Below are 12,459 nucleotides of genomic sequence, written 5' to 3'. Positions count from 1 at the left end.
GGGAGCGCCGCTCCCTGGATCGGGTCGCCCGACACGGGGCAGCATGGCGCCATGCAGCGTGACCAGCTCGCCGACTTCCTGCGCCGCCGTCGCGCGGCGATCCGCCCGACCGAGGTCGGCCTCGCGGACGGCCCACGCCGCCGGACGAAGGGTCTACGGCGGGAGGAGGTGGCCATGCTCGCCGGCATGTCGGTGGACTACGTGGTACGCCTTGAGCAGGGCCGCAGCAGTCAGCCGTCGACCCAACTGCTCGGCGCCCTGGCCCGGGCGCTACGCCTCTCCGAAGACGAGCGCGACCACCTGTTCCACCTGGCCGGCCACCAGCCGCCGCCCGCCGACGGGGTGGCCCGGTTGGCCCGCGCCGGGCTGGTGCGGATGCTCGACCTGCTCGGCGACACACCGGCGCTGGTCGTGTCCGACCTGGGGGAGATCCTCGCCCAGAACCGGATGTCCGTCCTGCTGAGCGGTGATCACACCAGGTTCTCCGGTGACCGGCGCTACACCGCGTACCGCTGGTTCACCGAGCCGGCCGCCCGGACCGTCAACCCGCCCGAGGAGCACGAGTACAACGCGCGTCGGCTCGTGGCCGACCTGCGCGCGGCCGTGGGCCGACGGTCCGGCGATCCGACCGCCGCCGCGCTCGTCGAGCGGTTGCGGGGCGCGAGCGCCGAGTTCCGGCGGCTCTGGGCCGAGCACGAGGTGGCGGTCCGCCGCGCCGACCGCAAGACCCTGCTGCAGCCGCGGGTCGGGCGGCTGCTGATGGACTGCGAAACCCTTGTCACCCCCGACCAGCGTCAACTTCTGCTGGTGCTCACGCCGGCCGACCCCGAGGCCCGCGAGCGGCTGGAACTGCTGCGGGTGCTGGGGATCGAGGAGTTCCCCGCGACACCGGCCGGGCTGGTCACCGGGCGGGGGTGAGCCGGCTCAGCGGTTGGTGCGGCGTTCCCAGGTGCTCGCGGAGCTTCGGAAATGACGGACATCCTGCCGCACCGCCGGGGTGGTCCGGGGGCCCGTCGGGGAGGATGGACACCATGACCGCTGACGCTCCCGCCGTACCCGATCCGCTGACGCCCGTCGACGAGAACTGGCAGCGCGGGCTCGCCATCGTCGCCCACCCCGACGACCTGGAGTTCGGTGCCGCCGCGGCCGTGGCCCGCTGGACGCGGCAGGGCAAGGAGATCATCTACGCGCTGCTCACCAGCGGCGAGGCCGGCATCGACGGGATGGATCCGGCCGAGGCGGGACCGCTGCGCGAGGCCGAGCAGCGGGAGTCCGCGGCGATCGTCGGGGTGCCCCGGGTCGACTTCCTCGGGCTGCCGGACGGGGTGCTGGAGTACGGCGTCGAGCTGCGCCGCGTCCTGAGCCGGGTGATCCGGACCCACCGGCCGGAGATCGTGATCACCAACAACTTCCGGGACAGCTGGGACACCGCCGGCGACGCGTTGAACATGTCGGACCACATCGTCACCGGCCGGGCGGTGCTCGACGCGGCCCGCGACGCCGGCAACCGCTGGGTGTTCCGGGAGCAGGTCGACGAGGGCCTGCCGCCGTGGAACGGCGTGCGGGAGGTGTGGGCGGCCGGTTCGCCGCGGTCGAAGCACGCGGCCGACACCACCGAGACGTTCCAGCTGGGCGTCCGGTCGCTGGAGGCGCACGCCGCCTACCTGCGCGGTCTGGGCTCCGGGGACTTCGACCCGGAGGAGTTCCTGGAGGGCTTCTCCCGGCAGACCGGCACCCGCCTGGGGGTCCGGCACGCCGCCAGCTTCGAGGTCTTCCGGCTCGGCCTGTTCTGAGGCCGACCACGGGTCAACCGCCGGGTCGGCGGTGCGGTGCCGCGGCCACGTGCCGCAGGAGGGCGTCGGAGATCTGGTGCAGTGCGGCCAACTGGTCATCGGTGAGGGCCTGCACCACGTGCCGGTGTACGGCCTCGTCGTAGTGCCGGCGGGCCTCGCCGGCCAGCCGGCGGCCCTGCTCGGTGAGGCGGACCACCGCACCCCGGCCGTCCTCCTCGCAGGTCTCGCGGACCAGCAGGCCGCGGGTCTCCATCCGGCGCAGTTGGTGGGAGAGCCGGCTCTTCTCCCACTCCAGGCCGCAGCGCAGGGCCAGGGACCGGACCAGGCCGTCGGCCTGTTCGTCGACGGCGACCAGGATCTCGAAATCGGCCTCCGACAGGCCGGTGGCCCGGGCGAGGTCGCGGCCGATCGCGCCGGTCAACCGGACCCGCATCCGCTGGAAGGCGGCCCAGGCGTCAGCCTGGGCCGGGACGAGCGGGCTGGTCGTCATGCCACCACTCTAGTTGACACATCAACCTGGTGTTAGGCTGGTTGACGAATCAACCAAGAGTGCTCCTGGAGGCGGTTCATGGCCGACACCCGGCAGCCGGCACCCGGTCACCCGGTGCTGGTGGGAATCCTGCTCCCACCCGGTGACCCGGCCGAGGCGGTGGAGCTGGCCGTGGCCAGCGAGCGGCTCGGCTACGACCTGGTGATCGTCTCCGACGACGCCGGGACGGGCGACGACGGGACGGGCGCGGACAGCTGGGCGACGCTGGCCTGGATCGCCGCCCGCACCGAGCGCATCGGGCTGGTCGCCGCCGGCCTGGACGTGACGCTGCGGCCGCCTGCCGTGCTGGCCCGGGCCGCGGCGAGCCTGGACCTGCTCGCCGGCGGCCGGGTCACCCTGGCGCTGCGGCCAACCGCCGGCGCCGCCGACGCGGTGGCGGTGCTCCGCGGCCTGTGGGACACCGCCGCGCGCAGGGCGTACCACCCGGGGTCGCACCACCGGCTGGCCGGCGCCGAACCCGGGCCGGCGCCCGCCCACGACCTCGCCGTCTGGTTCGGCGGCGCGGACCCGGCCGGCGTCGAGGTCGCCGGGAAGCTGGCCGACGGCTGGCTCGGCGCGCTGGACCCGGCCGCCCCCGAGGAGCTGGCCGGTCAGCTCAAGCTCCTCGACGAGGCCGCGACCCGGGCCGGCCGGGACCCGCGCGAGCTCCGCCGGGCGGTCACCGTCTCCGGGGTACGCGCCCAGCCCGCCGACCTGGCCGCCGTCGTGACTGAACACGCCGTCGGCGCCCTCATCCTGCGTCTGGACGGGACAGCCCCGCGCCGGCAGCAGCTCGACGAGTTCCCCGCCGGCCTGCCGCAGGCCATCCGGCAGGCCCTGCCGGCCGCACCCCGCCCGCGGCCGATGCGCCGCGCCGACGTCCGCGCCAAGCGCCGCGCCGGCATCGACTACGACGGGCTGCCGGCCTCGCTCGCCGACACCGCCGTGGAGCCCGGCGACCTCGGCTACGGCCGGGCCCGCGCCACCTACCTGCGCGGCGGCGCGCCGGGACTGGTGCTGCGCCCGCGCACGGTCGGCGAGGTGGTCGACGCGGTGGCGTTCGCCCGCCGGCACCCGCACCTGCCGCTCGGCGTGCGCAGCGGCGGACACGGCGTCAGCGGCCGGTCCACAAACGACGGCGGCCTCGTCATCGACCTGGTCGCCCTGGACCGGATCGAGATCCTCGACGAGGCGTCCCGGCTGGTCCGGATCGGGCCCGGGGCGCGCTGGAAGCAGGTCGCCACCGCGCTGGCCCCGTACGGCTGGGCGCTGAGCTCGGGCGACTACGGCGGCGTCGGGGTCGGTGGGCTGGCCACCGCCGGCGGGATCGGCTTCCTGGCCCGCAAGCACGGGCTGACCATCGACCACCTGCGCGCGGTCGAGTTGGTGCTGGCCGACGGGTCCCTGGTCCGCGCCACCGAGCGGGACAACGCCGAGCTGTTCTGGGCGGTCCGGGGCGCGGGCGCCAACTTCGGCATCGCGGTCGCCTTCGAGTTCGTCGTCGACGAGGTCGCCGACGTCGGCTGGGCGCAGCTGGCGTTCCAGGTGGCCGACCCGGCCGCGTTCCTGGTCGACTTCGGGCGGGCCGTCACCGCCGCGCCGCGCGAGACCACGCCGTTCCTGCTGATGGGTCCGACCGCCGGCCGGGGCGAGACGGTCGCCCAGGTGATGGCGATGGTCGCCTCGGACGACCCGGCGGAGGTGGTGGCGCAGCTCCAGCCCTTCGCCGAGCTCGCCCCGCTGGTGCAGCAACAGGTGGTCATCGTCGGCTACGCGGCGGTGATGAACATGTTCCCGGACACCCCGCACGCCGGGCGCGGCGAACCGGTGGCCCGCTCCGGGCTGGCCGCCGCCCTGACGCCGCAGCTCGCCGCGGCCAGCGCCGACCTGCTGGCCAGCGGAGCCGTGCACTTCTTCCAGATCCGCAGCCTGGGCGGCGCGACCACCGATGTGGGGCACGACGCGATGGCCTACAGCCACCGCGACGCCGGCTTCCAGCTCACCGCGTTGGGCGGCAACGACCAGCGGCTGGACCGGCAGTGGGCGCCGCTGCGGCCGTACCTGATCGGCAGTTATCTCAGCTTCGAGACCGGCACCGGGCCGGACCGGCTCGCCGAGGCGTTCCCGCCCGCGACCCTGGCCCGCCTCCGTAGGCTCAAGATCGAACTAGACCCCGGGAACCTGTTCCGGGACAACTTCAACCTCACCCCGGACCGCGCTCCCACCCGGAGGCAACCATGACCGACTACGGCCACGACCTGTTGTTCGGCACCTTCGTCACGCCCACCAACCAGCCGGTCGGCCACGCCGTCGAACAGGCCGTGGTGGCCGACCGCGCCGGGCTGGACCTGGTCACCTTCCAGGACCACCCGTACGTGGCGAAGTTCCACGACACCTGGACCCTGATCGGGTACGCCGCCGCGCGTACCGAACGGATCCGGCTGACCGCCAACGTGACGAGCCTGCCGCTGCGGCTCCCCGCGGTGCTCGCCCGCAGCGTCGCCACCCTCGACCTGCTCTCCGGTGGGCGGATCGAACTCGGGCTCGGCGCCGGGGCGTTCTGGGACGGCATCGCGGCGATGGGCGGGCGCCGGTTGTCCCCCGGCGAGTCGATCGCCGCCCTGGAGGAGGCGATCACCATCATCCGGGGCATCTGGGACGCCGACCAGCGCGGCGGGCTCACCGTCGAGGGCGAGCACTACGCCGTCCGGGGCGCCAAGCGCGGACCCGCGCCCGCCCATCAGCCCGCGATCTGGGTCGGCGCCTACAAGCCCCGGATCCTGCGGATGACCGGTCGCGCCGCCGACGGCTGGCTGCCGTCGGTCCAGTACCTGCCCGGCGGCGTCGCCGACCTGGCCGAGCTGAACCGGCACATCGACGAGGGCGCCCGGGCCGCCGGCCGCGACCCCGGCAGCGTACGGCGACTGCTCAACATCACCGGTGAGTTCACCGCCGCCGGGCGGGGCTTCCTGCAGGGTCCGCCGAGCCAGTGGGTGGAGCAGCTCGCCGAGGTCACCCTCACCTACGGCACCAGCGCCTACCTGCTCGCCTCCGACGACACCGCCACCACCGAGTTGTTCGCGGCCGAGGTGGCGCCCGCGGTCCGCGAACTCGTCGGCCGGTCCCGCCCCGGTCCGGGTTAGGTACAGCACGGCCGGCATCGATGTCTCCGACTGGGGTACCGTGCACAGCCATGCCTCCCGAGCTGGATGTTCCCGGCCTGCCATTCCCGCTCACCGCCGAGTTCACCTCGACCTTCGACGCCGGGGTGCTGCTGCTCTGGGGCGACGAGCGGCAGTGGGGCAAGCTCTGCTTCGAGCGCTCCCCCGCCGGCGAGCCCATGATCGTCTCGGTGATCTGTCGGGGCGTCGCGGACGACGCGAACGCCTTCGTCGTCGGCGGGCGGTCGGTGTGGCTGCGGGTCAGCCGGATCGACCGGGCGTACGCCTACCACGCCTCGGTCGACGGGAAGACCTGGCAACTGGTCCGCTACTTCCACCTCGACGACCTCACCGAGGGGCACCGGATCGGCTTCGAGGGGCAGTCACCGATCGGCGACGGCTGCGCCGTCACCTTTGCCGAGATCTCGTTCGTCCCGGACCGTCTCGCGGAGCTACGCGACGGTTCGTGACCTTGTGCGGGCTCCCGCCGGAATACGCAAAGCCTTGACGACTGTCGATGTCTGGCGCATCGTCGGGGTATGCCAGGCGAGAGGTCCACTCAGGTACGTCGGCGACTGATGTCGGTGCTGCTGGCGGCGGTCCTTCCGGCGGCAGGACTCGCCGTCCTGTTGACCGGGGTCGGCGCCGGACCTGCGACCATCGCCGCCCACGCGTTGCCCGTGGCTCCGGCGCTCATGACGGGCACCCCGAGCACCACCCCGTACCCGCCAACCGCACCCACGAACCTGACCGCGACGGCCGTCACCAGCCGCTCGGTGACGCTCACCTGGACCGCCTCGACCCGCGGCTGCTGCACCATCGTCGGCTACGACATCATCTCCTTCCGGGCCTTCTACGACGTCGGCTCGACGGCCAGCGTCGGCGACGTCACCACCGCCACCATCACCGCCGACATCCTGCCGGCCACCCAGTACCAGTTCACGGTCGTCGCCAAGGACTTCCAGGGCCGCCGCTCGGCGCTGTCGAACGAGGTCACCGTCGTCACCCCGCTTACCGACACCGGCCCGGACACCACCCCGCCACCGGCGCCGACGAACCTGACCGCCTCGGACGCGACACCGACCGAGACCGTGCTCACCTGGTCACCGCCCGCCGACGTCGCGGACGTGACCGGATACCAGGTGTACCGGTTCGACGGGGTGTTCGTCTCCACCCTGCTCGCCACCGTGACCGGCACCAGCCACCCGGTGACCCTGACGAACGGCCGCAACAACTTCTACGTCCGGGCCCGGGACGCGGCCGGCAACGTCTCCATCGCCACCAACACGCTGCGCCTGCCGGGCTCGGGTCCGACCGAGCCCCCACCGACACCGCCGCCGACCACTCCGGCGGTGGACCCGGTCTCCTGCCGGATCACCTACACCACGCAGGCGCAGTGGGCCGGCGGCTTCGTGGCCGGGCTGACCGTCCACAACACCGGGACCGCCCCCATCAGCGGCTGGCTGCTCACCTTCGCCTACCCCGACGACCAGCGGATCAGCTCGGTGTGGAACGCGACGCACGCCCAGTCGGGCGAGGCGGTGACACTGCGCGACGTCGGCTGGAACGGGGTCATCCCGGCGGGCGGCAGCGTCTCGTTCGGCCTGCTCGGCACCTGGACCGGCGCCAACCGCGCACCCACCGGCTTCATGGTGAACGACTCGGTGTGCACCGGATAGGAAACCGCAACGCCGTTACACGTCAATCTATTGCCCGGGGAAGGTCGAGTCATGCCCGATTTCCGCTCTACAGTGGCTGGTCGTCGACTGGTGCCGGCGCTGCTGGCCGCGGTCGTCGGGCCGGTCGCGGTCTTCGGATCGGTGCTGGTGGCCGTACCCGGCGCGGGCACCGGACCGGCGGCGTGGGCCGCACAGCCGCCGGCGGCCACCGCCGAGCCGAGCCCGACGCCGACACCGACGCCTGGCGACCCGCCGGGCGCCCCGACCAATCTGGTCGCCACCGAGGTCCGGACCGACTCGGTGACGATCAGCTGGACCCCCGCGACTCCCGGCTGCTGCCCCATCGCGGAATACCACCTCAGCGTCCTGCCGGCCTTCAGCGACGTCATCACCCCGTACCGGCTCGGCGGCGACGCAACCAGCCTCACCTTCCGGGCCTGGCCCACCTCCGAGTTCCGCATCTCGCTGTCGGCACGCGACACCCAGGGGACCTACTCCCCCGGCGCGACGCTGCGCGTGGTCACGCCCGCCACCGACACCGGCCCGGACACCACCCCGCCGCAGGCGCCCACCGACCTGGCCGCCCGCGACGCAAGCGGGTGGGGCGCCGAGCTGACCTGGTCGGCGGCGACCGACGACGTGGGCGTGACCGGCTACCAGGTGTACTGGTTCGACGGCTGGTACACCTCCAGGCTGCTGGCCACCGTGACCGGGACCAGCCACCGGGTCAGCCTGGCGCCGGGCCGCAACCTGTTCTACGTCCGCGCCGTGGACGCGGCCGGCAACGTCTCGCTCGCCACTCCGACGATCAGCTTCACCGGCACCGGACCGCAGACCCCGACCCCCTCGACGACCCCGGTGCAGCGGACCTGCCACGTCGACTACGCCGTCTCGGCGCAGTGGCGCGGCGGGTTCATCGCCGAGGTGACAGTCCACAACGTCGGAGCCGCGCCGGTGGACGGCTGGACGCTCGCCTTCGACCTCACCGACGGCCAGCGTGTCAGGTCGGCCTGGAACGCCCGGTACACCCAGTCCGGCGCCACGGTCACGGCCCGGGACCTGCGCTGGAACCGGCTCATCCCGGCCGGTGGCAGCGTCTCGTTCGGCATCATGGCCTCCTGGACCGGCGGCAACGCACCGCCGACCGGGTTCACCCTCAACGGCGGGGCCTGCGCGACCGGCTGACCGGGTACCAATCAACCCAGGATCACCGGGTTGGCCAGGGCCGCCATCTCGCCGTTGCGGTGGCGTACCTCGACCCGGACGAACAGCGACTCCCCGGCGGTGGTGGACCAGCGGAGCGCGCCGGCGCCGTGCCGGGGCAGGGTCGCCCGGCGCGCCTCGCCCCGGTCGGTGTGCAGGCTCACCACCCCACGGGGTACGCCGGCCACCTCCACCGCGAACACGACCGGCTCGTCCCGGGTGGCCGTCAGCCGGTCACCCGGTCCGGCCCGGCGTCCGCCGGCCGCGGCCGTCACCGACAGCTCGATGCCCGCCATCTGGGCGACCCAGCACCGGCCGGCGCGCAGACCCGCCAACACCCCGTCGGCGCTCAGCTCGTCGGCGAGCACCACGGTGTGCGGTTCACCGATCTGGTCCGCCAGGTGCACGTCACTGTTGCCGATCGCCGGGCGCCACCGTCCGCTCCGGACCGCAGCCGCCAGGCCGTCCGCCCACTCCGCCAGCGCCGCCTCGTTGTCGGCGTTCCACGGCAGGTCGGAGGCCCACCGGCCGTTCCACACCTCCACCGCGTCGAATCCCTGCTGCGGATATTCGAACCGGCCGGACGGATAGGGCGCGTACGGGTGGGCCACCACCGACAGGCCGCCCGAGCTGCGTACCCGGTCAAGCTGCCGGTCGATGCCGCCGTCGCCGGCCCGGTGACGCCAGTCGACGACGGCGCCTCGGGGCACGCCGAGCGCCAGCCAGTGGCCGGTCGCGGTGACCACCTCCTGACCGGCGATCACCAGCAGATCGTCACCGGCCGGTTCGGCCCAGACGGCGTGGCCGTCCGCCGTGTTGTGTTCGGTGGTCACGATGAAGTCCAGACCCGCCCGGCGGGCCGCGACCGCGAGTTGGTCCGCCGTCAACTCCCCGCCGGTGGAGAGCACCGTGTGGACGTGGCAGTCGCCCCGGTACCAGCCGCGCCCGCGACCGGTCACCCGGTCGGCCGGAAATCGCGGTTCGTCGCGGGTCGGTGCGGGCTCCCGGGTCGCCATCGTCGGCGGGCTACCGGACCCGATCCCCGTACCCCCGGCGTCTTGACAGTCATCGATGTCCGATGGATCGTCGAGGGATGCGGGGAATCAGCTCCATAGTGGCGAGTCGTGGTTTGTTGTCGGGCCTGCTGGCCGCCGTCGTGCTACCGGTCGCGGTGTTCGGCTCGGTGCTGGTGGCCGTACCCGGTGCCGGAGCCGGACCGACGGCGTGGTCCGCCACGAAACCACCGCCACCGACTCCGACACCACCGGCCCCGCCGCCGCCGACGTCACCGCCGACGCCCACGCCGAGCCCGACGGGCAGCGACCGGCCCACCACTCCTACCAACCTGGCCGTCGTCGCCGTCCGATCCAACTCGGTCACGCTGAGCTGGACCGCCTCGACACCCGGCTGCTGCCCCCTCCTCGGATACGACGTCGGCGTCTGGCGGGCGTTCAACGACGTCATCAGCCTGAGCCACGTCGGCGACGTCACCACCGTCGTTTTCACCAGCGGCATCCGACCGGCCTCGCAGTACACCATCCAGGTGTACGCCCGGGATGTCGACGGCCGGACCTCGTCCGCGTCGAACTCGGTCCTGGTCATGACCCCCGCCACCGACACCGGGCCGGACACCACCCCGCCGCAGACACCCGCCGACCTGGCGGCCCGCGACGTCACCGGGTCGAGCGCCGAACTGACCTGGTCGGCGGCGACCGACGACGTGGGCGTAACCGGATACCAGGTGTACCGGTTCGACGGCTGGTACACCTCGACCCTGCTGGCCACGGTGACCGGCACCAGCCACCGCGTCGACCTGGTGCTGTCCCGAAGAAACATCTTCTACGTGCGGGCCGTGGACGCGGCCGGCAACCTCTCGATCGCCACCCCGACCATCACCCTCGAGGCAACGGCCACGCCCACCCCGGCGCCCCCGACCTGCCAGGTCAGCTACGCCGTGCAGGCGCAGTGGAGGGGTGGGTTCATCGCCGAGGTGACCATCCACAACCTCGAATCCGCGCCGGTCGACGGCTGGACCCTGACCTTTGCCTACTCCGACGGCCAGCGCGTCCGGACCGCCTGGAACACCCGGCACGCCCAGTCGGGCGCCACCGTCACCGCCCGCGACCTGCGCTGGAACCGGACCATCCCGGCCGGCGGCAGCGTCTCGTTCGGCATTCTCGGCACCTGGAGGGGCGGCAACGCGCCACCGGCCGGCTTCACCCTCAACGACAAGCCCTGCGCCACGGGCTGACCCGGGCCCGCCCCGGGGCAGGTGACGGGGATCAGCTCGGTCCGCGTTCGGCGTCGCTGCGTTCGACGCAGAACTCGTTGCCGGCCGGGTCGGCGAGCACCACCCAGCCGGTGCCGTCCGGCCGGCGGTGGTCGGCGATCCGGGCGGCGCCCAGCCCGACAAGTCGCTCGACCTCCTCGTCCCGGGTCCGGTCGGTCGGCTGCACGTCGAGGTGAAGCCGGTTCTTCGTCGACTTGCCCTCCGGTACCCGCAGGAACAGCATCGACGGCCCGGCGCCCTCGGTGGCGACGATCAACACCTCGTCGTCATCCGGCTGGTCGTCCGGATGCACCGGGTAGTCGAGAACCGCTGACCAGAAGCCAGCGAGCTGGTACGGCTCAGCGCAATCGACATCGATGTGCCGGATACGTGCGGTCATCCGATGAACACCCCAATAGGACCAACTGCCGGGTACGTCGTCTGGAGCGCCAACGCTCGCAGGCGCGCCTCAGGAGCGCAACCGAAAATCGCGAGCCACGGTCGGCGCACCGCCCTCGGCAAGCCGGTACTTGTCCTCTTCGGCGAGGAGGATCAGCGCTGGCGCTCCTCCTCGGCCGAGCTGTACGCCGATGTCCCGGGCGCGGAGGTCAAGCTGCCGGCGGGGTTGGGCCACTCGCCCATGGTCGAGGACCCGACCCGGACCGCCGAACTGCGTGGTGTCTTCGCCCGTTCCGTGTTCAGCGGCGGTGCCGGCAGCGCCTAGCCCGCGGTCGCGGGCTTGATCAGCGGTGCGTCCCGCGACAGTTCCCGAAACCCGAGGCCGTGGTACAACCCGCGGGCCGCCGGGTGCGCCGGCGCGCCCAGGCAGACGACCGTCGCGTGGGTGGCCCCAACCGCCCGCGCCAGCCGCATCCCCCGCAACATCAGCGCCCTGGCCAGCCCGCGCCGCCGGTAGTCCGGATGGGTGCCGACCGGCTCGAACTCGACGGTCCGGTTCGCCTGGTCGAGCCACATGATGGTGGAGGACGCCATCGTGCCGTCCGGCGCCTGCACCAGGAGGTGCAGATCCCCGCGGTAGGCCGCCGTCCGCCGGACGTCGGAGTAGCTCCGGGCCGAGTACGTCGAGCCGGTCCAGGCGTCCACATGCGCCCGGACCGCGGCCTCCGGTCCGGCCTCGTCGGCGGTGCGGAACCGGAACCCGGCCGGCAGCGCCGGCTGTTCCACCTCGGTGAGGTCCCGCTCGTTGAGCTGGGTCCAGTCGCCGGCGTCGCCGAGCGTCGCCTGGTCGGGCAGGTAGCCGTGCGCCGCCCACCGCCGCAGCGCGACCTCCTCGGCGGACGTCGGCGACGCGGTGCGTTCGAGACCGGCCGCCACCTGGTCGTACCAGTCGATCACCTCGTCGACCAGTTCGAGGTGGTCGGGATGGACCTGGTAACTCAGCGAGGCGCCGGTGACGGCCGTGACCGGTCCGTCGGTGCGCCGCACCTGGCGCGGCAGGAAGGCCCAGCCCCAGGCGACCAGATCGGGGCCGGAGAACCACAGCCGACGCGGCCAGGTCGCGCCGTAGAGAGCGCAGCCCTGGCCCCAGACCCAGGCCAGTTCCCCGTACGAGGCGCCAGCGCTGATCTGGTCCGGGCGGAGGGCGGTGACCCGCTGCGCCAGACCCTGCATGAGCGGGATGTCCGCGGCGGTCAGGAGCTCGAAGCCCGTCATGGTGCGCCACTGTGCCAGTTCCGCACGGCGCCGACGAAACGGTTTCTCACCGGTCGCCCGCGCAGCCAGGCACGCGCAGCCACGCCACCCGCGGCCATGCACACGGAGCGCGAACGGATGTACGCGACACGCCGCAATCCGTACGGTTGTC

At 73.2% G+C, this 12,459-nt stretch carries 13 protein-coding genes; 9 read left to right on the top strand and 4 right to left on the bottom strand.

The window, feature by feature from the left end; genetic code table 11:
* Positions 1-51 precede the first annotated feature (51 nt).
* Both O7627_RS10945 and O7627_RS10940 read left to right on the top strand, forming a co-directional pair.
* Complete coding sequence (locus O7627_RS10945) at positions 52-918, top strand: helix-turn-helix transcriptional regulator (RefSeq protein ID WP_278093384.1); 867 nt, start codon at positions 52-54, stop codon at positions 916-918.
* Between the two features lie 113 nt (positions 919-1,031).
* Entirely contained in the window at positions 1,032-1,793 is a 762-nt protein-coding gene (locus O7627_RS10940; RefSeq protein WP_278093383.1) for a PIG-L family deacetylase, read from the top strand.
* A gap of 13 nt (positions 1,794-1,806) precedes the next feature.
* Here O7627_RS10940 and O7627_RS10935 read toward each other — a convergent pair whose 3' ends face one another.
* Positions 1,807-2,283 carry a MarR family transcriptional regulator gene (locus O7627_RS10935; protein WP_278093382.1) on the bottom strand — a complete coding sequence of 159 codons (477 nt, stop codon included), beginning with the start codon at positions 2,281-2,283 and terminating at the stop codon, positions 1,807-1,809.
* Between the two features lie 78 nt (positions 2,284-2,361).
* Between O7627_RS10935 and O7627_RS10930 the strand changes: the two genes are divergently transcribed.
* The 5 genes from O7627_RS10930 to O7627_RS10910 all read left to right on the top strand — a co-directional run bounded on the left by O7627_RS10930 (position 2,362) and on the right by O7627_RS10910 (position 8,347).
* Positions 2,362-4,563, top strand: a complete 2,202-nt coding sequence (locus O7627_RS10930) for an LLM class flavin-dependent oxidoreductase (RefSeq protein WP_278093381.1) — start codon at positions 2,362-2,364, stop codon at positions 4,561-4,563.
* Positions 4,560-5,465, top strand: coding sequence for an LLM class flavin-dependent oxidoreductase (locus tag O7627_RS10925; protein ID WP_278093380.1), 906 nt, complete (start codon positions 4,560-4,562; stop codon positions 5,463-5,465). Before O7627_RS10930 ends, O7627_RS10925 begins: the two co-directional genes overlap by 4 nt.
* A gap of 50 nt (positions 5,466-5,515) precedes the next feature.
* Positions 5,516-5,953, top strand: a complete 438-nt coding sequence (locus tag O7627_RS10920) for a DUF1349 domain-containing protein (protein WP_278093379.1) — start codon at positions 5,516-5,518, stop codon at positions 5,951-5,953.
* 69 nt (positions 5,954-6,022) lie between these two features.
* Entirely contained in the window at positions 6,023-7,162 is a 1,140-nt protein-coding gene (locus tag O7627_RS10915; RefSeq protein ID WP_278093378.1) for a cellulose binding domain-containing protein, read from the top strand.
* Between the two features lie 72 nt (positions 7,163-7,234).
* Positions 7,235-8,347, top strand: coding sequence for a cellulose binding domain-containing protein (locus tag O7627_RS10910; RefSeq protein WP_278093377.1), 1,113 nt, complete (start codon positions 7,235-7,237; stop codon positions 8,345-8,347).
* An 11-nt stretch (positions 8,348-8,358) separates the two neighbouring features.
* On the opposite strand, the gene O7627_RS10905 is transcribed toward O7627_RS10910, so the two are convergent.
* Positions 8,359-9,381, bottom strand: coding sequence for a CehA/McbA family metallohydrolase (locus tag O7627_RS10905; RefSeq protein ID WP_278093376.1), 1,023 nt, complete (start codon positions 9,379-9,381; stop codon positions 8,359-8,361).
* Positions 9,382-9,458: 77 nt separating this feature from the next.
* Here O7627_RS10905 and O7627_RS10900 point away from each other — a divergent pair, with 77 nt between their 5' ends.
* Complete coding sequence (locus O7627_RS10900; RefSeq protein ID WP_278093375.1) at positions 9,459-10,616, top strand: cellulose binding domain-containing protein; 1,158 nt, start codon at positions 9,459-9,461, stop codon at positions 10,614-10,616.
* A 31-nt stretch (positions 10,617-10,647) separates the two neighbouring features.
* Here the strand turns inward: O7627_RS10900 and O7627_RS10895 are convergent, their stop codons facing one another.
* Positions 10,648-11,034, bottom strand: a complete 387-nt coding sequence (locus O7627_RS10895; protein ID WP_278093374.1) for a VOC family protein — start codon at positions 11,032-11,034, stop codon at positions 10,648-10,650.
* 3 nt (positions 11,035-11,037) lie between these two features.
* Between O7627_RS10895 and O7627_RS10890 the strand changes: the two genes are divergently transcribed.
* A complete protein-coding gene (locus tag O7627_RS10890) occupies positions 11,038-11,358 on the top strand; it encodes a hypothetical protein (RefSeq protein ID WP_278093373.1) in 321 nt (106 codons plus the stop codon).
* Here O7627_RS10890 and O7627_RS10885 read toward each other — a convergent pair.
* Positions 11,355-12,308 (bottom strand): GNAT family N-acetyltransferase, encoded by a 954-nt coding sequence (locus O7627_RS10885; RefSeq protein WP_278093372.1) that lies wholly within the window; start codon positions 12,306-12,308, stop codon positions 11,355-11,357. The genes O7627_RS10890 and O7627_RS10885 overlap by 4 nt on opposite strands.
* Positions 12,309-12,459 lie beyond the last annotated feature (151 nt).

This window comes from Solwaraspora sp. WMMD1047 (assembly GCF_029626155.1).
GTDB lineage: Bacteria > Actinomycetota > Actinomycetes > Mycobacteriales > Micromonosporaceae > WMMD1047.
Note: the sequence above shows the minus strand (reverse complement) of the source record. Positions and strands in the feature narration are given on the sequence as shown.

Excerpts from the sequence above, each read along its gene's own strand:
- O7627_RS10930 (WP_278093381.1), top strand. The coding sequence starts at position 2,362 with ATGGCCGACACCCGGCAGCCGGCACCCGGTCACCCGGTGCTGGTGGGA.
- O7627_RS10925 (WP_278093380.1), top strand. The coding sequence starts at position 4,560 with ATGACCGACTACGGCCACGACCTGTTGTTCGGCACCTTCGTCACGCCC.
- O7627_RS10940 (WP_278093383.1), top strand. The coding sequence starts at position 1,032 with ATGACCGCTGACGCTCCCGCCGTACCCGATCCGCTGACGCCCGTCGAC.
- O7627_RS10920 (WP_278093379.1), top strand. The coding sequence starts at position 5,516 with ATGCCTCCCGAGCTGGATGTTCCCGGCCTGCCATTCCCGCTCACCGCC.
- O7627_RS10935 (WP_278093382.1), bottom strand. The coding sequence starts at position 2,283 with ATGACGACCAGCCCGCTCGTCCCGGCCCAGGCTGACGCCTGGGCCGCC.
- O7627_RS10885 (WP_278093372.1), bottom strand. The coding sequence starts at position 12,308 with ATGACGGGCTTCGAGCTCCTGACCGCCGCGGACATCCCGCTCATGCAG.
- O7627_RS10915 (WP_278093378.1), top strand. The coding sequence starts at position 6,023 with ATGCCAGGCGAGAGGTCCACTCAGGTACGTCGGCGACTGATGTCGGTG.
- O7627_RS10945 (WP_278093384.1), top strand. The coding sequence starts at position 52 with ATGCAGCGTGACCAGCTCGCCGACTTCCTGCGCCGCCGTCGCGCGGCG.
- O7627_RS10890 (WP_278093373.1), top strand. The coding sequence starts at position 11,038 with ATGAACACCCCAATAGGACCAACTGCCGGGTACGTCGTCTGGAGCGCC.
- O7627_RS10900 (WP_278093375.1), top strand. The coding sequence starts at position 9,459 with ATGCGGGGAATCAGCTCCATAGTGGCGAGTCGTGGTTTGTTGTCGGGC.
- O7627_RS10905 (WP_278093376.1), bottom strand. The coding sequence starts at position 9,381 with ATGGCGACCCGGGAGCCCGCACCGACCCGCGACGAACCGCGATTTCCG.
- O7627_RS10895 (WP_278093374.1), bottom strand. The coding sequence starts at position 11,034 with ATGACCGCACGTATCCGGCACATCGATGTCGATTGCGCTGAGCCGTAC.